Raw genomic sequence first — 19,042 nt, 5'->3', positions numbered from 1 at the left:
AAAAAGCACGGACGAAATCGCCCGTGCCATTTGAGCAACCAATCGAGGTCTTCAGTTAAACGAAACCTTCGGCGCCTGTTTCACCTGCGCGCTTTCGACCTGGAACAATTCCGCGGGGCCGAAACCGAACATGCCCGCAAAAATAACCGACGGGAAAACTTCGCGCTGGGTGTTGTAGGTCATCACCGAGTCGTTGTAGGCCTGGCGCGCGAACGACACCTTGTTTTCGGTCGAAGTCAGTTCCTCGCTAAGCTGCATCATGTTTTGATTGGCCTTCAGGTCGGGATACTGCTCGGCGACAACCATCAGGCGCGAGAGCGCGCTGCCGAGGCCGGACTCGGCGCCGAGCAGCGATTTCATCGCGCCGTTGTCGGCGGGATTCGCGGCAGCGGCCTTCGACGCGGCGTAGGCGGTGTTGCGCGCGGCGATCACGGCCTCGAGCGTCTCGCGCTCGTGTTTCATGTAGGCCTTGGCCGTCTCGACGAGATTCGGAATCAGGTCGTAGCGGCGCTGCAGTTGCACGTCGATTTGAGCGAAGGCGTTTTTGAAGCGGTTCCTAAGCCCGACGAGCTTGTTGTAAATGCCGATTACAAAAAGGACGATCAGGACGAGGACGATTAGCGATACGATTAGTGCGATGCTCATGGTGGTGTTTGGAAAAGTTGAAACTGCGTGTAACTTACAGCACAATGCCCGGGAAATGAAATGGAATAATGCGCCTCCTTTCCATTTTGGCAACACGTCCCGGCGCCATTGAACGTATTTTTAATTGCCGCAAACCGCGACCGCGTGTTCACTCCCGGGAAAACTCCCTCTTTCCCTCAACAAACCCAAACAACAACCCGAACCCTAGAAAAACATGTCACGATTAGTCACGTTGTTCACCGGCCAATGGGCCGATCTCCCGCTCGAAAAACTCGCGCCCCTCGCGCACAAGATGGGCTACGACGGCCTCGAACTCGCCTGCTGGGGCGATCACTTCGATGTCGAGAAAGCCGTCTCGAGCAAGACGTATCTCCGCGATCGCTGGGCCATGCTCCTCGACCACGGCCTCACCTGTGTCGCCATCTCAAACCACCTCAACGGCCAAGCCGTGTGCGACCGCATCGACGACCGCCACCGCGAGGTCGTCGCACCCGATGTCTGGGGCGACGGCGATCCCGAGGGCGTGCGCAAGCGCGCCGCGAAAAAAATGATCACCACCGCCAAGGCCGCGCGTGCGTTCTACGACGCCCGCCCGAAAAACGACAGCGTCGGGCGCACCTACTCCGCGAAATTCCCCGCGGTCGTCAACGGCTTCACCGGCTCGCCGATCTGGCATTCCATCTACGCGTTTCCGCCGACCTCGCAGGCGTATTGGGAAAAAGGATACGCCGAGTTCGCCAAGCGCTGGCTCCCCATCCTCGACGCGTTCGAAAAGGTCGATGTGAACTTCGCCCTCGAGGTCCATCCCACCGAGATCGCCTTCGACATTGTCAGCGCCAGCCGCGCCATCGACGCGGTCAAGGGCCACCGCCGCTTCGGTTTCAATTACGATCCCTCGCATCTCGGTTATCAGGGCGTGGACTACGTGAAGTTCATCCGCACCTTCGCCAGCCGCATTTACCACGCGCACATCAAGGACGCCTGGTGGGGCCACGGCGACGGCACCGCGGGCGTCTTCGGCGGACACACCGACTTCGGCGATCCGCGCCGCTACTGGGACTTCCGCTCGCCCGGCCACGGCGACATCAACTTCGAGGAAGTCATCGTCGCGCTCAACGACGTCGGCTACCGCGGCCCGCTCTCCGTCGAGTGGGAAGACTCGCGCATGGACCGCGTCCACGGCGGCACGGAGGCGGCGGCCTTTGTCCGCAAAATCGACTTCCCGTCCAGCACCGTCGCCTTCGACGCCGCGTTTGCGAACAAGTAACCTGTTCACCACGGAGGCCCGGAAAAACACGGAGAAAAACCAGGAGAGTTTCCTCAAAAAAACTCCTCCTAACTCCGAGTCCTCCGCGCTCTCCGTGGTGAAGATTATACCTCAAAAAACATCATGCCCTCCATCCTCCAAAAACTCATCTTCCAAAAAGACAAAACCGCGAGTGACGGTCTCACACAACCCGAGCGCGAGGCCATTGTCGATGCGCTGCACTATTGCATGTATGCCGACTCAAGCATCGCGCTTGCGGAAACCAAGGTCATCGCCGACTGGAACGAAACCCTCGACTGGGATCCCAACCACCCCTTCTCGACCTACGAACCGCGCTCCATCGCCGCCGCGCGGCAGGCGCTGGAAAGCATGGAAGCCCGAATGGAGTTCATTCTCTCCATCGTGAGGCGCATGGGCTCGGAAAAATCCAGCGACACATTGCTTCGGCTCTGCCGCAAACTCGCCGACTCCGACGGCAAGCGCAGCGACGGCGAATGGGCGTTCATCGAAGCGCTGAGCAACGCCCTCGCCACCGCCAAAAAGTAAGAACGCTCCATGCGCGGGCGCGGCAAACATACCACCGCGCCTGGCATCCAACCGCTTATTTTTGCTCCGTCACCCTGACATTGCGGAATAGAAAGCGGTTTTTGCTTACTATATACGGTTTTCCGCTTTTTGTTTTCAGCCCGCGTATATTAACCTCCCTGGTTATCGCATAGGGATACTTTTCAACATAATCCGCGTCTTTATAGTCGGCGTTAAACGGGGCGAAAATTTTGGGGCCCTGGTAATTCTCCACCGGGTTGCCATCGTCTATCACAAGACCGTCAATCGTCACCTTCTCCGGCATGTGACACGCGTATCCGAAATTATGCCGCCCCGAATTGCCGCCGTTTATAAGCACGGCGTCCGCCCGAACGCCGTTGCGCGGAATGTATTCGCAATTGCGTATTATTATTTCGCCCTCCCAGGTGCTCCCGTAATCACGGCGTAAATTTATAAAACTCGCGCCATGCACCCTGGTGTTCTCCACAAGAAACACGCCGCTTCCTATGAGATTGATGCCCTGGTGCCCGAGAGCGGAATTTTTTATGGTCGCGTTTGCCACGCCCATGTGCGCGTCGAAACGCGAAAACACAACATTATCAAACGTGAGGTTCTTCGAATAATTCGAGCCGAATATTCCCCATATTTTCCCGTCGTGTATATTGTTCAACTGTCTGCAATCCTTGAAAGTCACATTGGCTGCCTTGTTGACAATAATATCGTATGATCCCATCGAAACCGGCGCGTTCGCGCGGCCGATTGTGGTGTAGGTTTTATGCCCCGAGAGCCTGCAGTTTTTCACCATCACGCCGCTGCAGCCCGCGATCATGATGAATCCGTTATATGGCGCGCCGTGATCACGCTCGCCTTTTATCGCATGAGTCACGCCGTCGATTGCCACATTGGAACGCGTGATTCCCACTCCCCGGGCATAGTATGTATAACGCGACTCGGCCTGGTTGGCGATGGTCGTGAAATGCCCTCCGCGAACGGTCAATATCCCGGGATCGATGGGCCATGCCGTCATGGAGGTTATATTATCATAGTCCCATATTACGGGCGTGCCTCCGTCTATATTGCCGTTTTTATCAACGACAAACACATCAGTCTGGGCGGAGCCGTCGTTTTTATTCAAACCCATGCGAATATAACGCCTGGTCGTGTTGTCGGTCACCACCACAAATGCGTTATGTGGAAGCGTGACGCCAAGACTGGCCTGATTCTTCCGCAGCGTTTTCACGGATGTTATTTTAACCGGGGAAAGTTTGGAGGATATGTTGAACACATTTTTGCCACGGTTTTCGACGGTCACTTTCGAATCGTCGATAATGAACCTGGCGTCGCCCCAATCGGTGTCGGTCTGTATTGTGGCGGTCTTGCTTGCCGCGCCGATGTAGTAGACGGCCCCCGCGTCGGCGCGCACCCGCAGTCCCTTTTCATTCGCTGCCGCATGGGCCCTGATGATTGCGTCAAAATCATCGGTCACGCCGTCGCCCGCGGCGCCATATTCGCTGTAATAAACAACCTTGTTCAAATCGGCGGCGTGAATGCCCGCCCCGAAGACAAAAAATGCGAGCAATAGAAGACGGAAACGAGGGGAGACGGGTGTTTTCATTTTTTGAGGGAATGAGACTTGAACAGGTAGGAAACCTTCAAAACGAAACGAGGCAAGACCCGCGTAACGTGACGCGGACAGCCAGCCCGTGCTTCCGCCCTTTTTCGCCTTCCCGCGCGCGCGCTCATCTGTCGTAATGCCGGCCCATGCAGCAGCCCGCATCACCACACGCCAGCCCGACCGACCTCCACGGTCTCACCCGTGATGAATTGCGCGCGCTCATAACCTCGTGGGATTTTTCACCGGTGCATGCCGCGCGCCTTTGGAACTATCTCTACTACGAGGCTGCCGGGGCGCTCGATTCCGCCGCCATGCCCGACATTCCCGCGCGCCTCATGGACCGCCTCCAGGCCGAAACCGCGTTCAACATTCTCCCCGTCTCGCACGAGGCGCGCAGCACCGACGGCTTCACGCGCAAATATCTCCTCGCGCTCGCCGACGGCAAAAAAATTGAAACCGTCCTCATGCGTTTCACCGGGCGCGTCACCGCCTGCATCAGCTCGCAGGCCGGTTGCGCGATGGGCTGCGTGTTTTGCGCCACCGGGCAAATGGGTTTCGCGCGGCACCTCACCGCATCCGAAATCGTCGCGCAGGCGCTCCATGTGCAGCGCATTCTCAAGGCGCAGGGCGAGCGCCTCCGCAACGTCGTGCTCATGGGCATGGGCGAGCCGCTCCACAATTACGACGCCGTTATGCGCGCCGCAGAAATCATGCGCGACGGCAGCGGCCTCGCGCTCGGCGCGCGCCGCATCACACTCAGCACCGTCGGCGTCGTTCCCGGCATCATGCGCATGGCCAACGAGGCCAGCCCGATCCACCTCGCCGTCTCGTTGCACGCCGCCACTCAAGCCGAGCGCAGCAAACTCGTCCCCGCCGCCAAACGCTGGCCGCTCGACCAGTTGATCGACGCCTGCCGCTACTATGCGGAAAAACTCAACCGCCGCATCTTTTTCGAGTGGACGCTCATCGACGGCCAAAACGACACCGAGGACCACGCCCACGCCGTCGGACGCCTCCTCACCGGAATCCAGGCGCAAGTAAACCTGATCCCGCTCAACCCCACCACCGGCTACGCCGGCGCGCCCGGACACACCGATGCCGCGAAAAAATTCCAAGCCGTGCTCGCCACCTACAATCTACCGAGCACGATCCGCCAGCGACGCGGCATCGACATCGCCGCCGGCTGCGGCCAGCTCGCTGCGACGTCGTAGAAACGAATATCCGGGGACGCTCGGACAATACAAACCATCAAAATCCGACGCATGCCGCCGTTTGTTTTCCAAATCCGGGCGCCCGAGTTCCGCCCCGCCTTTGTATAAGCACCATTGCAAATCAACCCCGCCGGTCCCCTTATCGATTATTAATATTTAAATATGAAACGCATAAAATCCCCAATAATTCTCCCCCTGGTGTTTCTCTCCTTCTTGTTCGCACTGGGCGACCCCGCCGTCATTCTTGAAACCAATGTCATCAGCCAGCAGCCGGAATATTATCACGGCTGGCCCACTGTGGCTCGCCGTGACAACAATGAACTCTGGGTCGTCTGGTCCGGGGGACGGGACGGCCACATCTGCCCATTCGGCCAAGTGGTGGCCATGATCTCGCGGGATGATGGCCGCACCTGGACATGGCCCCGCGTGCTGCTTGACACGGCGATGGATGATCGTGACGCCGGCGTGATGGAAACGGCGAAAGGCACCTTAATCGTCACCACCTTCACCTCCTCCCATTATGCGAGTCAGCTCAACGCCGTCCTCGCGGGCAAAAAGAGTTCGCATGTGCGCGAAGGCCGCCTGCCGGCGTGGCAGGCAGCCCATGCGTGGCTGGACGCCGAGGAAAGGAAATCGCAACTGGGCGAATGGAGCATCCGCAGCACCGATGGTGGAAAAACTTGGTCGGCGCTTATCCCCACCATCGTCAACAGCCCGCACGGCCCCATCCAGCTCAAGGATGGCCGCCTGCTCTACGTCGGAAAACAGCTCTGGACCAAGGAAAAGAAAATCGGCGTCGCCGAGTCCCGCGACGACGGCCTCACCTGGCAATGGCTGGCAAGCATCCCCGCGCGCCCCGGAGACAGCATCGCGAGTTATCATGAGCTGCACGCAGTCGAGGCAGGCGATGGCACGCTCATCGCGCAGATACGCACCCACGGCAAAAACAACAATCGCGAAACCCTCCAGTCCGAGTCCGCGGACGGCGGCAGGACATGGACCGAGCCTCATCCCATAGGCGTGTGGGGGCTGCCGTCGCACCTGTTGCGACTGCGCGACAACCGCCTTGTGATGACCTATGGCTATCGTCGCGCGCCCTTCGGCAACCAAGCCCGCGTCAGCACGGACAACGGAAAAACTTGGGGAGACCCCATCACCATTTCCAGTGACGGCGACTCGTCCGACCTCGGTTATCCCAGCACCGCCGAGCTCGCCGACGGCACGCTCCTCACCGTCTGGTATGAGCGACTAAAGGAGTCCCCGCGCGCCGTGCTGCGGCAGGCAAAATGGAAGCTGCCCCCGCAGTAAAGTCGTTGATTCGGCCCGTGCCGCGGATTCACGGCTTCACCACCAGCTGCGTGCGCAGCGCGCGCTTGAAGTGCCGGCGCGCAAAATCGCGCAGGTCCTTCGCGCCCACCGCGTCGATGCGCTTGTCGTAGTTGAGCCAGTCGTTCACCGGCTGGCCGTAGAGCGCGTTCAGGCCGGCCTGCATCGCGCGCGAGGCGTTTGTCTGCAGGCTCATCCGCCGCCCCGCCTTCAGGCGCACGCGGCAGCGCTCCACCTCGTCCTCGCCGATCCTGCCCGATTGCACGCGGGCGATCTCGGCGTCGATCTCGCGCAACACCTCCTCGTAATGCGCCGGGCTCGTCCCCGCGAAAAACAAAAACATGCCCGCGCGCAAACCCGTCACGCGGCTCGACCGCACGAAATACGCCAGCCCTTTCTCCTCGCGCACGCGCTCGAACAAACGCGACGACATGCCGCTGAAAAACTCGTCCATCACCTCGCCCGCGTAAAAATCATCCGCCAGCAAGCCCGGCCCCGGAAACGCCTGATACACCACCGCCTGCTCGCGCGGTTGCGTGTCGGTGAAATCACCCGGGGACGCGGGCATTCCGCCCGCATGATCTTCCGCCGCCAATCCCCCATTCGGCACGCGTCTCAAAAACGCCTTCAATTTCGGCAGCAGTTTTCCTTTCTCAAAATCGCCCGCCACCGCGAGCACGACGTTTTGCGACACAAACAACCGCTTCCACAACGCCGCCAAATCCGACGGCGCGAGCGCGCGCACGCCCTCCGCGTCGCCGCTCGCGTCGCAGGCCAGCGGATATGCGCCGAAAAACTTTTTGCGCACCAGCTTCCTGCCGTGCGCGACGACATCGTCCTCGTCCTGCGCGAGCGCCGCGAGCAACGCCTCGCGCTCCGTCTCGAACGTCCCGCGCTTGAACGCCGGCGCGAACACCGCGTCCGCCAGCAACTCCAGCCCGCGCTCCACATCCGCGCCGTCCGACAACACCTCCACGCCGAGCCCGATGCTGTTGTTCCCCGAAAACGGATACAGCACGCCGCCGATTTCCTCGATCGCCTGCGCGACCTCCGCCGCCGTGCGCCGGCGCGTGTCGCGCGCGAGCATCGTGCCCAAAAGCGCCGTCGCGCCGCGCTTGCCCGGCGTCTCAAACAAAGGCCCGCCCTGGCAAAGCAGCCGCACATGCAGGCTCGGCAAATGCGCGTCGCGTTGCAGCAACAAGCGCGCGCCATTCGGCATTTTGATTTCCTCAAACTCCGGCGCGAATGCCGATGTGGCGCGGATTGCCAATTCGGCCTTCTTCGCTTCGCCCTTCGGACTCAGCGACACCGTCGTCAACCGCTCCGGCACGAGATACGCCTTCAGCACGCGCTTCAAATCCGACGGTGTCACCTTGCGCAACCGCTCGAAATACGCGCGCGCATAACCAAGGTCGCCGACAATCACCTCGCTCGCGCCAAGGCGCGCCGCCTGCCCCGACATCGTCTTGCGGCTGTTGATTTCGCCAACGACAAGCTGCCGGATCGCCTTCTTGATTTGCGCCGCCGTGAACCCCTTCGACGCGCAACGCGCCAGCGCTTCGTTTATCGCGCGAATCGCCGGATCGCGTTTTTCCGGGTCGCAAATAAATGAAATTGAAAACAACCCCGCCCCGCCCGGCGTCCAGCTCTGCGCGTCGATGGCGTGCACGAGGCGCGCCTTCTCGCGAATCGCCTGCCAGAGTATCGAGCTGTCGCCCGCGCCAAGAATCGTCGCCAGCAAGTCGAGCAGCGGCGCGTCGGGATGCGCGATGCCCGGCGCCTGCCACGCCAGCCCCGCGCGCGTGATCTCGACATCCTCGTAAAAATGCGCCTCGCGGGGCGCGAGCTGCGCGGGCTCGTCCTCCACAAGCACGGGCGCCAGGCGCGCGCGCGGCGCGTCCGCGAAATGTTTTTCAATCTCCGCAAGCACGCCCGCCCCATCCACATCGCCCGCCACGACGACGACCATGTTGTTCGCCACGTAGCGCGCGCGGTAATACGCCATCAGCTCCTCGCGTGTCACCGTCGAGAAAACATCCCTGTATCCGATAACCGGATACCGATACGGATGCCGGCGAAACGCCGTGTCGAAAAGCGACTCGCCGAGCCGCGTGTCGGGATCGTCGCGGCACATGTCGATCTCGCGCAGGATGACGTCCTTCTCGCGCGCCGTCTCGTCCGCATCAATCGACGAATGCAGCATCATGTCGGCGAGCACATCGACGGCGAGCGCCGTGTGCTCCGAGGGCAGGTCGATATGGTAAACCGTGCGGTCAAAGGTCGTGTAGGCGTTGATCAGCCCGCCGTGCGCCTGCACCGTCGCGGAAATCTCCCGCGCCGCGCGCCGCTTCGTGCCCTTGAACAGCATGTGCTCCAGGTAGTGCGACAGCCCCGCGCCAAGATTCTCGCCCTCGTGAATCGACCCCGTGCGCACCCATACCTGCACCGACGCGACCGGCGCGGAATGGTCGGGCTTCACGAGCACGGTCAGCCCGTTGGGAAGAACGGTGCGCGCGACCGGCTCGCGCCAAAAGGTGTTGAGAAGATCGAAGTCGGACTTTGTTTTCGAGGGACGTCTGGTTTTGGACATTGGTGAAATTTTTGAATAAGAGAACGATCCACGGATGGAACAGGTTTTCACAGATGCGGAGATTTAGCCGAGTTCATCCGCGTCATCTTTGGGTTATGCAAAATCGCGGGCATGATTGTTGTCGTCAAACCCAGTTCCGCGCGACGGCGCGCCAATCGAAAATCCAGAATCCAAAATCGAAAATCTTATCACTTTTCATCCTCAATGATGCTGAAGCGCACCGCTTTTTCGGGACGGAACGGTTTCTCGAAGGCATCGTCAAAGGTGTAGATTGACGCGAAATCCTCGCGCCGGTCGTCGGGGGTTTTGCTGAAAACCTGGTATTCGATCAGGTTGAACACGATCTCTCCAAAGTCCTCGCAGCGTGTGACGCCCCATTCGTTGAGCACGGTTTTTGAAAGCGGTCCGAACTGGTTCAGCGTGTATTCGCGCAGTCCCTCAAGCAGTTGCGGCCCCTTGACATGCTTTGTGCGCTGCGCGCCCTTGCCCGCCTTCTCCGCGTTTTTTTTGCGGATTTCGCCCACGGTGTAGTCCAGCCCCATGCGCACAAATCCGTAGGCGCGCCGGTCATAGCGCGGGTCCTCTTTGCAAATCTGCTCAACGACTTCGTGAAACTTGATGTCCTGCATTGGAAAAGAAAGGGGGAATCTTAATGCACGGCGGCGCAACCTTAACAATCCTGAAAAATATCGCTTGCACTCCGCGAAGAATCCCTGCTTTCTTTCTCCCCTCAAATGCAGCCGTAGCTCAATTGGATAGAGCATCTGACTACGGATCAGAAGGTTTGGGGTTCGACTCCCTACGGCTGCGCCACTTTTCAACGAAACACCCTAACCATCAATCAGTTAAGGTGTTTTCATTTCTCCAAACGCTAGCAAAAATGCTAATCAATGGGGAGCGTGCTACGATGATGTAATCTTCATCCTGCGGTTGTAGAGGACGTTGACGTAGAGGACGAATGGATCACATGTGCCGTCATTGTGTGAAAGAATTTTTCATCCCCCCCCCCCAACAGAGACTAGGGAAAACAAACCTTGATCGTGCATGTTTCCTTGTCGATGGCCTTGGTGTCAACCTTGAGGATGCAATCCAAGGGTTTCGAAAGCTCGGCGGGCATGACCGCCGTCACGCGTAAGGCAACCGCGAAGAAAGGAGGGAGTGTTTTTGCGAATGAGGCACATCGGTATAGTGGGAGGGTAAGCGATGTGCAAGCGAGAGGGCTTGTGCGGGGAATGCTTTGCCCTACGGGATTGCATTGACGCGCATCTATCTAACGAGAGCGATCCAACCGACCGTGGCGAAGGCTGGACACGCAACGACAATATCCGCCTTGGCCTACCAGCATGCCGATTGGCTGGATATAAACCGTGCGACATCGATGGATATGGAGCCGATCATGATCGCAACCGCAGCGATGTATGACAGGTATAACACCACACCGACAGCCGTAGCCAAATAGTGTAGCGGACGGGCTCATCTCGTGCTGGCGTGACGACCACTTTATCAACATCCATGCGACCACACAAAATATCCCGCCCCACACACTTGCCGACAATCCGAGTGCGCCAACAACACGGTCAGACTCCGCAAGGGGCTTGATATACCTTCTGTAGCGTTAACGAGTGTTGTTTTTCTGTCCGACGCCCTTGCAAAGAATTTCCGCTAATGTTGTCGGGGAAGTGTTCTTGACACAGTGCTTCCCCTATTGAATATAGAATGCGCCGTAGGAATGCTCGGCGGAGTAGTATCACGGGGATGTGCCGCTTCCGAAAGTGTGCGTCCACGAGGTGACCGTGTTGGCGGAGAAATAGTCGCCATTCGCAGGCTCGACGGTGACTGTTACAGTATCGCCATAGGAAAAATAATACTCACCCTCATAAGCCTCATCGGTGTTAATGCTATAGGTGACTTGGCCCGTTCCCGGAGAGGGGATGATAACGATGAAGCGATTATTGGCATCAATAAAAACAGGGGGTCTGGGCCCGACATATCTAATGGTATGTGTCCATGTTGTGACGGTATCTTCGGGGAACTCATACCCTTCCACAGGTGTGGCTGTGACAGTAACCGCAGTGCCAACAGGAACGAATTGTTCGGCCTCACAAATTTCGCCGTTGAGACGGTAGATGATCGTGTCTGAATAGTGAGGCATGATGACGCAGCCATATGCGTTCACGGTTTCAGCATCCAGAAAGTAAGGTGCAACAGGAGTGACTATGCCGGCGTTGGCAGGAGCCACATGGCTAGGGCTGGCAATGACACCAGCTTGGCCCACCTCTGTTTTCGCAGATACTTTGCATGCAACAAACAACACAACAAGACATATGATAATTGATTTCATGGGTGATAAGGAGAGGCTACAAGGGCTGAAAATAATACTTATACATGGTCAATAGCTGGCTACAGTATCAAGCATCGAAAATGCTTGGCTGGACTATACTTTGCATTCGTTAGGGAATGCAAAAAATGAAACTACAAAATGAAAGCACACATGAGTCTCACTGTTTTCATTCATGTGTCAAGACTGTATATAAAATAAATATTTACGGGATCTCAAAATATAGATTTCGACTCTCAAGAGTGGTTTATTTAGAAAATCTAGTAAAATGAACTTTAGAACGTGTCGTCAAGGTGCGCATTTAGTCCAATTGGCTATTACCGCGATGGTTGTTAAGCGAAGGAAGGCTTCGGCGAGTTGTGACAGCAGATGGTGCGACAAGGCAGTATATTTTGATGCAGCAGAAGAGGTTTCCGGCGACATGGCGTAGTTTATAAAGTCCCTGTCAATTGGAATTAAGCCACAGTCACCGCATTATTGTCCAAGCAGACGCATTTTTACGTTTGGTTTGGCATTCTTGATGAGTTACGCTTTATCGGACACAGTGGAGCAGAACTAAATGGGGTAGCTATCACAAACGGTGCCAAGGAATCAATTCTAAAAATAGCTCAAACGATTGAATATCAATAGAGCAACAGTCTTTCTACAAATAAAAAACACTGCCGATATTATCAGAAGTAAAAAGCGCACTATATCATGTTTTTGAGGATAATTGTTGTATTAGTTGCTCCGGAAAGCGTGACTGTCGGATCGAGCAATCGAGGGATTGCATGTCGTTTTCCTCGTTGGTGATTCGCTCCAAGTTAACCAAAGCGTTCGCGGATGACTTGCGAACGGGATTTCTTTGAGGAGGTGGCCTTTTCCTCAGTGGCTATTTCGATGGCAGGGGCGATCTAGGATCCAGCCCCAGCGGTGGCCATTGAACTTAACGGCGTGGTATTTTGCGATGTCAGAGGTGCGAGAGGGTTTGTTGTTGATGAGGATTGCTCCCATGAGAAACGAATACTCCTGTCGCGCAAGTAAGACGGAATACGGTGCGAATGAGACATACCAGACCTGCATGGTTTTCCAAACTTCGCGCTTATCGGGCACGCTTTGGCGGATAGAGGAAAAGTTTACACTGGCGAGGGCAAAAAAAAGTGGCCAGGCACTCCACGGCACTGGGAGAACGTCGTTGCCGTTGCTACCTTCCGGTCCTGGCGGAGTTCACGCGCCTGCCCATGCATGGCACCTGGCCGACGCGAACAGTGCGCGGTGCGCGGCGGCTTTCAACATTTATTTCTCGTTACAATGAAATGAGCGCCTTCGTCATCACCTCGCACGCGCGCGCGATCGCGCCGCCCTCGTGCGCCGTGCTCAGGAACGCCGCCTCATACGCGCTCGGTGCGAGATAAACGCCGCCGTCGAGACACGCGTGAAAAAAGCGCGCGTAAAGTTTCGCGTCGGACTTGGTCGCGGTCGCGTAATCGCGCACCGGCGCGTCGTTAAAAAACGCGCTGAACATCGAGCCGCGCTGCGGCACTTGCAGCGCGAGGCCCTTCTGTTTCGCGGCGTCGAGAAGCGCGTCGCGCAACTGGCGGCCGAGCGCGTCGAGCCGCGCGTAAACACCCGGTTCCCCGTCCAGCAATTTCAGCGCCGCGATGCCCGCCGCCATCGCCAGCGGATTCCCGCTGAGCGTGCCCGCCTGGTAAACCGGCCCCTCGGGCGCGAGATAATCCATGATGTCGGCGCGCCCGCCGATCGCGCCAACGGGCAAACCGCCGCCGATGATTTTCCCAAGCGTGGTCAAGTCGGGCACAATGTTTTCGAGCTCCTGCACGCCGCCGCGCGCAAGGCGAAAACCGGTCATCACCTCGTCAAAAATGAGCACTGCGCCATGCCGCGCCGTGATGTCGCGCAGATGCTCGAGGTAGCCCGCATCCGGCATGATGAAACCGACATTGCCGCAATACGGCTCGACGATGACGCCCGCGATTTCGCCCGGATTCGCCGCAAACGCCGCGTCGAGCGCGGCGGTGTCGTTGTAGGGGAGCACGATTGTTTCGCGCGCAAACGACGCCGGCACGCCCGCGCTGTCGGGATTGCCGTGCGTGAGCGCGCCGGAGCCGGCCTTGATGAGAAGCGAGTCCGAGTGCCCGTGATAACAACCGGCAAACTTGATGATCTTGTCGCGCCCCGTGAAACCGCGCGCGAGGCGGATCGCCGTCATCGTGGCCTCGGTGCCGCTGTTGCACATGCGGACTTTTTTTACCGACGGAAAAAATTGCGTAATCAACTCCGCCATCTCCACCTCGGCGGGATTGGGCGTGCCAAACGAAGTGCCGCGCTCCAGCGCCGCCGCCACCGCGCCGCGAATCGCGGGATGGTTGTGCCCGTGAATCGCCGGCCCCCACGTGCAGACGAAGTCGATCAGCTCGCGCCCGTCCGCCGTCGTGAGCGTCGCGCCGCGCGCCGACTCCACGAAAAACGGCGAGCCGCCCACCGAACGAAACGCGCGCACGGGCGAATTGACGCCGCCGGGAATAAGCCGGCGCGCGCGCGCGAAAAGTTGATCGGAGGACTGGCCGCCCTGAAAAGACTGGTTCGACATGCGCGCAACCGAAACGCATCGCGCGCCCGTTTGCAATTCCTTGCGCTCCGCCCTCGCCAATGCCCGCGATTTTTGCATTTCTCGTGCTTTCGTTTTTCCGCGTCATGTCCAACACGCTCCCACAACCGCTCCCGCACATCGCAAAACTCCACGCCTACACGCCCGGACTCCAGCCGACCGAATCCGGCTGGATCAAGCTGAACACAAACGAATGCCCCCACCCGCCAAGCCCGCGCGTCGCCGGGGCGATCATCCGCGAACTCGGCGCGGACAAATCCGGCTCGAACCTCCGGCTCTACCCGAATCCGACAAGCGCCGCGCTTCGCGAAACCATCGCCGCGCACCACGCCCCGCAATGCCCCTCGCTCACCGCCGCCGGCGTCTGCGTCGGCAACGGCTCCGACGACATCCTCAATCTCCTCGTGCGCGCCTATTGCTCCGCCGGCGCGCCGCTCGCGCACACCGTGCCCAGCTACTCGCTTTACCCCGTGCTCGTCGCCATCGAAAACGGCCGCTGCGAAACAATCCCGTTCGAGCGCGACATGCGCCTGCCCGTCGAGACGCTCGCCGCCTCCACCGCGCCCATCCTCTTCCTCACCTCGCCCAACGCGCCCACCGGCGTCGGCTTCGCAAACGCCGAAATCGAACGCATCCTCGCCGGCTACCGCGGGCTGCTCGTCGTTGACGAAGCCTACGCGCCCTTCGCAAACGAAAACGCCGTGCCGCTCCTCGCGCGCCACCCGAACCTCGTCATCGTGCGCACGCTTTCAAAAGCCCATGCGCTCGCGGGCATCCGCATCGGCTACGCGCTCGCGCATCCCGAAGTCATCAGCGTGCTCGACCGCGTGCGCGACAGCTACAACACCTCGCGCCTCTCGCAAGCCGCCGCCATCGCCGCGCTCGAAGACGGCGACTATTACGCCGGCATCATCGAAAAAATAAAAACCACGCGCGACCACTGGCAAAAGGAATGGACCGCGCGCGGCTGGTTTTCCTATCCCTCGCAGACCAACTTCATTTTCGTCGAGCCGAAAAACGCGCGCGGCGAAAGCGGCGCGGCGGTCGCGCAATCCGCCTACGATTGGCTCCGCGCGCACAAGGTGCTCGTGCGATATTTTCCCTCACATCCCTTGACCGCGCCCTTCCTGCGCATCAGTGTCGGCACTGACACCGAAATGGTCGCACTCGACAACACCCTCCAAGCATGGATCAAAAACGCATAGCAAAAATCGCGCGCAAAACCGCGGAAACCGACATCAACCTCACGCTCGAAATCGACGGCTCCGGCCGCTCGAAAATCGACACCGGCGTGCCGTTCTTCGATCACATGCTCACGCTCTTCGCCAAGCACGGCCTCTTCGACCTCGAGGTCACCTGCAAGGGCGACGTCGCCGTGGATTACCACCACACCGTCGAGGATGTCGGCATTGTTTTGGGCGAGGCGTTTCGCGCCGCGCTTGGCGACAAGCTCGGCATCCGCCGCTACGGATTTTTCCTGCTCCCGATGGACGAGTCGCTCGCCCGCGTCGTCGTCGATCTCGGCGGCCGCGCGCACCTTGTTTACGAGGCGAACGCGCCGACGATGTTTGTGCGCGATTTCAACATCATCCTAGTGAAGGAATTCTGCCGCGCCTTCAGCAACGCGCTCGCGTGCAACCTGCACGTGAAGCTCGAATACGGCGAGGAACCGCACCACGTCGCCGAGGCCGTCTTCAAGGGACTCGCCCGCGCGCTCGACGCCGCGACGCAATACGACCCGCGCGCGGCAGGCCAGCTGCCAAGCACCAAAGGCAAGCTGTAATCACAAAAAAGCCGTCCGCACAGGACGGCTTTTTTCGCGAAATCGATTAACGCCTAGGCTGCTGGGCGGCTTGGCACGTGCACGACTTGCATTCCGGCGGCGACGGCGGCTTGGAGACCGGGCGTGGCGTCCTCGAAGGCGAGGCATTTTTCAGGGTCCACGTTGCAGAGTTTTGCGGCGAGCAGATACATGTCGGGCGCCGGTTTGCCGCGGCCCGGGGCACGTCGGCGGGCGTCACCACGATTTTGAAAATGTGGTCGAGCTTCGCGGCCTTGAGGATGGGAATCGCGAATTCGCGCAGGCCGCCCGTGGCGATGGCGACGGGATGCGTTTTTGCGACGCGCTCCGCGAAATCGGCGACGGGAGCGATGCGGCCGGCCTCGGGGAGCAGCTCCATAAAAATGGCCTCCTTGACGTGCATGATCTCGTCGTGGTCGAGCGTGAGGCCGTAGCGCTTGCCGAAGACGGCGGAGACCCCGTGCGAGTGCACGCCACCGAGCGAGTAGAACAAGTCGGGGTCGATGTTCTCATCCGCCTTCATGCCGAACTTGTGCAAGGCGGCGTTCCACGCGCGGTAGTGCAGCGGCATCGTGTCGGCAAGCGTGCCATCGAGATCGAAGATGTATCCGGCGAAATCGCCCTCGGGTATGTTGAGTTTCATTTGAAAAGGTGCTCCCAGCTTCGCGCATGAAATCGCGGCAATCAAGGCCGAGTCGCGTTTGCGGACAAAATAATGCGCTCAAACAAACGCGCGAAAAAAACGGGACGCGTTTTTCACGTCCCGAGTTTTTGTTTTTAAACGATGCGCGACTTTGCCGAGTCCGGCGACTGGAAGCCGCCGCTGACTCGCGCGCTTATCACATCACCGCCGCGCCGTCACCGGTCTGGCAGTGGATCACCTCGGGTTTTGCGCCGTATTTTTGTTCGTAGGCGGCGGCAACCTGCGCGGCCTGCGCCTCGCCGAACTGCGCGTCGGTCATCGCCATCACCGCGCCGCCAAACCCGCCGCCGGTCAAGCGCGCGCCGTAAACGCGAGGCGTGGCCGTGAGCAGATCGACTAGCGTGTCGAGTTCCTCCGCGCTGTTCTCAAACAAATTCTGCGAGCTGCGATGCGAGGCGGTGAGCAGCGAGCCCACCGCGGCCAGGTCGCCCTTGGCGAGCAGCGTTTTTGTCTCGTCCACGCGGGCGATTTCCTCGACCACGTGGCGCGCGCGCTTGAGCGCATCGCCCGCCAGCGTTCCGTCAGCGGCGGCCTTGTCGAGCATCGCGGTGCCTGCGTCCGCGAGCAGGGACACGCCGAGCGCCTTGGCGGCTTCCATGCACTCGCGATTGCGCGCCGCGTAGAAGCCGTCCACGAGCGCGTGTTTTTTGTGCGTGTTGAAAATCCAGAAATGCGCGCCGGAGGGAATCGGCACCGTGTCAAATTTCGGCCCGCGGCAATCGATGAACACAAGGTGGTCTTTTTTGCCGAAGCCCGACACGCCCTGGTCGAGAATACCGCACGGCATGCCCACGAATTCGTTTTCCGCATGCTTGCCGATTTTCACGATTGTCTCGCGGTCAACCTTGCCCGCCTGGCCCGTGATTTCGAGAAACGCGAGCACTGACGCCAGCTCAATTGCCGCGCTGCTGCTCATGCCGGCGCCCGCGGGCAGGTCCGACATGTCATAATAGTCAAACCCCTCGGGAATGCTCAGGCCGAAATGCGGAAACGCGGCAATCACGCCGAGCGCATAGTTGGTCCATTTGTTGGAACCGTCCTGCTTTTGCGGAATGCCGGAGGGCATGGTGACGATTTCGCCGCCATGCGCGCTGAAAAAACGGCGCTGCCCGTCATCGCGCCTCGCGATGGCGACCCAGATATTACGATCCACCGACGCGCCCAGCACGGTGCCGCCGTTGTAGTCGGTGTGGTTGCCGATAAATTCGATGCGTCCCGGGGCACGGGTGACAAATTCGGGGCTGCGGTCGAAGACGGTTTGGAATTGGGCGATGAGTTTGTTTTTCATGGGAATGACTTAAAAATTGCGAAACAGGCACGTTCGCCACGCCGGGAAAAAAGGCGAGGCATTTTCAGGGAAAGATTATTTTCCGTTGACCCGAACGGATGAGCACGCCTTATTTCGCCCCTTCACTCGACGGTTGGCGCGTCCGCGCGCTGGCTGAAACTACCAGGAGAGGTGGCAGAGTGGTCGAATGCGCGCGCTTGGAAAGCGCGTATACCGCAAGGTATCGGGGGTTCGAATCCCCCCTCTCCGCCAGTTTTCCCCGCGACCATGAGGGTGAGGGATGCCATGAGGTTTGGCAGGAAGCTGAATCAGCGCGAAAAAGGCTGAATTAGCACGAAAATCAACGACTTAGAAGAAATCAGCCGCGGTGGGCAGGTTTGACATGAAAATCAGGCGCAACGTGCCATTTTGCCATTGGTTTGACATGAATCCGCGCGGCTTGCATCGGCGTTGCAGCGGTTCTTCACAGGCCGGGCAAGCGGGGTGCATCGGGGGTGCAGGGTGGTTTCTTGGCGGGGCGCTTGGGGGCTGGCTGGCGGTCGGCGATCAGTTCGGTGAGGCTCTTGCCTTTTGATTTCAACGCGCCTGCGATGCCGAGCGCGCCCATGATCGCGGCCATGCTTTGCGCGCCTTCGTCGGCTCCGGTGCGGCGGGCGTGGAATTGTATCTCCTCGGCGTTCGCGCCGACGTAGCGGCGCACGGCGGCGCAGAAGTAGGGCCAGAAGTCGCCCACCTTTCCGGCGCGCTGCTGCTCGGCGATGGGAGCGATGCAGGCTTTGACGTGCCCGGCGAGGGCTTCGCCGTCGAGGAGCCAGCCGCGCCCGCGCAGTTGCTTGACGAGGCGTGTGAGCTCGTTGGCGCACTGGCATTGCAGGCGGAGCGCGGCGTCGGCGTTTGCGGGCCATCTGAGCGTCTTGGCGAGGGTTTTGCGCAGCCACGCGTCCCACCGGCGTAGGCGCTCCTCTGGATCGATTCCGGCGCGTTCCTGCATCCAGCGGTTGTCGGCATCTTCCTCGCGCGCGGCGCGGCCTTCGTGGTCGTCAAGGTATTGTCCGAGGATGTTCATCGTTTCACAGGATTGCGGCGTAGCCATTCTTGTATTCC

At 59.4% G+C, this 19,042-nt stretch carries 15 protein-coding genes, 2 tRNA genes, 1 other RNA gene and 1 pseudogene; 8 read left to right on the top strand and 11 right to left on the bottom strand.

Annotated elements, in window-relative coordinates; all coding sequences use genetic code 11:
* Positions 1-51: 51 nt before the first annotated feature.
* Positions 52-645 carry a LemA family protein gene (locus CKA38_RS08695; protein ID WP_108825120.1) on the bottom strand — a complete coding sequence of 198 codons (594 nt, stop codon included), beginning with the start codon at positions 643-645 and terminating at the stop codon, positions 52-54.
* A 214-nt stretch (positions 646-859) separates the two neighbouring features.
* Here CKA38_RS08695 and CKA38_RS08690 point away from each other — a divergent pair, with 214 nt between their 5' ends.
* Both CKA38_RS08690 and CKA38_RS08685 read left to right on the top strand, forming a co-directional pair.
* Positions 860-1,912 carry a sugar phosphate isomerase/epimerase family protein gene (locus tag CKA38_RS08690; RefSeq protein WP_108825119.1) on the top strand — a complete coding sequence of 351 codons (1,053 nt, stop codon included), beginning with the start codon at positions 860-862 and terminating at the stop codon, positions 1,910-1,912.
* 123 nt (positions 1,913-2,035) lie between these two features.
* Positions 2,036-2,458 carry a hypothetical protein gene (locus CKA38_RS08685; RefSeq protein ID WP_108825118.1) on the top strand — a complete coding sequence of 141 codons (423 nt, stop codon included), beginning with the start codon at positions 2,036-2,038 and terminating at the stop codon, positions 2,456-2,458.
* Positions 2,459-2,513: 55 nt separating this feature from the next.
* On the opposite strand, the gene CKA38_RS08680 is transcribed toward CKA38_RS08685, so the two are convergent.
* Positions 2,514-4,073: a hypothetical protein gene (locus tag CKA38_RS08680; RefSeq protein WP_152032751.1), complete on the bottom strand. Its 1,560-nt coding sequence runs from the start codon at positions 4,071-4,073 to the stop codon at positions 2,514-2,516.
* A 146-nt stretch (positions 4,074-4,219) separates the two neighbouring features.
* On the opposite strand from CKA38_RS08680, the gene rlmN reads away from it, so the two are divergent.
* Together rlmN and CKA38_RS08670 are read left to right on the top strand one after the other, a co-directional pair.
* Positions 4,220-5,284, top strand: coding sequence for a dual-specificity RNA methyltransferase RlmN (rlmN, locus tag CKA38_RS08675; protein WP_108825116.1), 1,065 nt, complete (start codon positions 4,220-4,222; stop codon positions 5,282-5,284).
* Between the two features lie 162 nt (positions 5,285-5,446).
* Positions 5,447-6,592 carry a sialidase family protein gene (locus CKA38_RS08670; protein ID WP_108825115.1) on the top strand — a complete coding sequence of 382 codons (1,146 nt, stop codon included), beginning with the start codon at positions 5,447-5,449 and terminating at the stop codon, positions 6,590-6,592.
* Between the two features lie 28 nt (positions 6,593-6,620).
* Here CKA38_RS08670 and CKA38_RS08665 read toward each other — a convergent pair whose 3' ends face one another.
* Positions 6,621-9,200 carry a M16 family metallopeptidase gene (locus tag CKA38_RS08665; RefSeq protein ID WP_108825114.1) on the bottom strand — a complete coding sequence of 860 codons (2,580 nt, stop codon included), beginning with the start codon at positions 9,198-9,200 and terminating at the stop codon, positions 6,621-6,623.
* A gap of 188 nt (positions 9,201-9,388) precedes the next feature.
* Positions 9,389-9,829 (bottom strand): Minf_1886 family protein, encoded by a 441-nt coding sequence (locus tag CKA38_RS08660; RefSeq protein WP_161554809.1) that lies wholly within the window; start codon positions 9,827-9,829, stop codon positions 9,389-9,391.
* A gap of 107 nt (positions 9,830-9,936) precedes the next feature.
* On the opposite strand from CKA38_RS08660, the gene CKA38_RS08655 reads away from it, so the two are divergent.
* Positions 9,937-10,013: transfer RNA gene (locus tag CKA38_RS08655), tRNA-Arg, on the top strand.
* Positions 10,014-10,947: 934 nt separating this feature from the next.
* Here the strand turns inward: CKA38_RS08655 and CKA38_RS08645 are convergent.
* The 3 genes from CKA38_RS08645 to hemL all read right to left on the bottom strand — a co-directional run bounded on the left by CKA38_RS08645 (position 10,948) and on the right by hemL (position 14,128).
* Positions 10,948-11,541, bottom strand: a complete 594-nt coding sequence (locus CKA38_RS08645) for an InlB B-repeat-containing protein (protein ID WP_108825111.1) — start codon at positions 11,539-11,541, stop codon at positions 10,948-10,950.
* A 1,135-nt stretch (positions 11,542-12,676) separates the two neighbouring features.
* Positions 12,677-12,775: signal recognition particle sRNA small type (gene ffs, locus CKA38_RS08640), an RNA gene on the bottom strand.
* A gap of 48 nt (positions 12,776-12,823) precedes the next feature.
* A complete protein-coding gene (gene hemL / locus CKA38_RS08635; RefSeq protein ID WP_108826508.1) occupies positions 12,824-14,128 on the bottom strand; it encodes a glutamate-1-semialdehyde 2,1-aminomutase in 1,305 nt (434 codons plus the stop codon).
* 104 nt (positions 14,129-14,232) lie between these two features.
* Between hemL and hisC the strand changes: the two genes are divergently transcribed.
* Both hisC and hisB read left to right on the top strand, forming a co-directional pair.
* Positions 14,233-15,351, top strand: coding sequence for a histidinol-phosphate transaminase (hisC, locus tag CKA38_RS08630; protein ID WP_108826507.1), 1,119 nt, complete (start codon positions 14,233-14,235; stop codon positions 15,349-15,351).
* Complete coding sequence (hisB, locus tag CKA38_RS08625) at positions 15,333-15,929, top strand: imidazoleglycerol-phosphate dehydratase HisB (protein WP_108825110.1); 597 nt, start codon at positions 15,333-15,335, stop codon at positions 15,927-15,929. The genes hisC and hisB overlap by 19 nt, the downstream gene beginning before the upstream one ends.
* A 53-nt stretch (positions 15,930-15,982) precedes the next feature.
* On the opposite strand, the gene CKA38_RS16680 is transcribed toward hisB, so the two are convergent.
* The 3 genes and pseudogenes from CKA38_RS16680 to galK all read right to left on the bottom strand — a co-directional run bounded on the left by CKA38_RS16680 (position 15,983) and on the right by galK (position 17,938).
* Entirely contained in the window at positions 15,983-16,120 is a 138-nt protein-coding gene (locus CKA38_RS16680) for an HAD-IA family hydrolase (protein ID WP_192881165.1), read from the bottom strand.
* An 83-nt stretch (positions 16,121-16,203) separates the two neighbouring features.
* Positions 16,204-16,518: pseudogene (locus CKA38_RS16675) on the bottom strand (HAD family hydrolase); the annotation flags it as partial.
* Positions 16,519-16,786: 268 nt separating this feature from the next.
* Positions 16,787-17,938 (bottom strand): galactokinase, encoded by a 1,152-nt coding sequence (galK, locus tag CKA38_RS08615; protein WP_108825109.1) that lies wholly within the window; start codon positions 17,936-17,938, stop codon positions 16,787-16,789.
* A 165-nt stretch (positions 17,939-18,103) separates the two neighbouring features.
* Here galK and CKA38_RS08610 point away from each other — a divergent pair.
* A tRNA-Ser gene (locus tag CKA38_RS08610) sits at positions 18,104-18,190 on the top strand.
* Between the two features lie 211 nt (positions 18,191-18,401).
* On the opposite strand, the gene CKA38_RS08605 is transcribed toward CKA38_RS08610, so the two are convergent.
* Positions 18,402-19,031 carry a hypothetical protein gene (locus CKA38_RS08605; protein WP_152032750.1) on the bottom strand — a complete coding sequence of 210 codons (630 nt, stop codon included), beginning with the start codon at positions 19,029-19,031 and terminating at the stop codon, positions 18,402-18,404.
* Positions 19,032-19,042 lie beyond the last annotated feature (11 nt).

This window comes from Ereboglobus luteus, assembly GCF_003096195.1.
GTDB lineage: Bacteria > Verrucomicrobiota > Verrucomicrobiia > Opitutales > Opitutaceae > Ereboglobus > Ereboglobus luteus.
This window is presented reverse-complemented; position numbering and strand designations above follow the sequence as displayed.

Coding starts and splice junctions, on each gene's coding strand:
- CKA38_RS08660 (WP_161554809.1), bottom strand. CDS start 9,829: ATGCAGGACATCAAGTTTCACGAAGTCGTTGAGCAGATTTGCAAAGAG.
- hisC (WP_108826507.1), top strand. CDS start 14,233: ATGTCCAACACGCTCCCACAACCGCTCCCGCACATCGCAAAACTCCAC.
- hemL (WP_108826508.1), bottom strand. CDS start 14,128: ATGTCGAACCAGTCTTTTCAGGGCGGCCAGTCCTCCGATCAACTTTTC.
- CKA38_RS08690 (WP_108825119.1), top strand. CDS start 860: ATGTCACGATTAGTCACGTTGTTCACCGGCCAATGGGCCGATCTCCCG.
- CKA38_RS08695 (WP_108825120.1), bottom strand. CDS start 645: ATGAGCATCGCACTAATCGTATCGCTAATCGTCCTCGTCCTGATCGTC.
- CKA38_RS08670 (WP_108825115.1), top strand. CDS start 5,447: ATGAAACGCATAAAATCCCCAATAATTCTCCCCCTGGTGTTTCTCTCC.
- CKA38_RS08665 (WP_108825114.1), bottom strand. CDS start 9,200: ATGTCCAAAACCAGACGTCCCTCGAAAACAAAGTCCGACTTCGATCTT.
- CKA38_RS08645 (WP_108825111.1), bottom strand. CDS start 11,541: ATGAAATCAATTATCATATGTCTTGTTGTGTTGTTTGTTGCATGCAAA.
- CKA38_RS16680 (WP_192881165.1), bottom strand. CDS start 16,120: ATGTATCTGCTCGCCGCAAAACTCTGCAACGTGGACCCTGAAAAATGC.
- hisB (WP_108825110.1), top strand. CDS start 15,333: ATGGATCAAAAACGCATAGCAAAAATCGCGCGCAAAACCGCGGAAACC.
- rlmN (WP_108825116.1), top strand. CDS start 4,220: ATGCAGCAGCCCGCATCACCACACGCCAGCCCGACCGACCTCCACGGT.
- CKA38_RS08685 (WP_108825118.1), top strand. CDS start 2,036: ATGCCCTCCATCCTCCAAAAACTCATCTTCCAAAAAGACAAAACCGCG.
- CKA38_RS08680 (WP_152032751.1), bottom strand. CDS start 4,073: ATGAAAACACCCGTCTCCCCTCGTTTCCGTCTTCTATTGCTCGCATTT.
- galK (WP_108825109.1), bottom strand. CDS start 17,938: ATGAAAAACAAACTCATCGCCCAATTCCAAACCGTCTTCGACCGCAGC.
- CKA38_RS08605 (WP_152032750.1), bottom strand. CDS start 19,031: ATGGCTACGCCGCAATCCTGTGAAACGATGAACATCCTCGGACAATAC.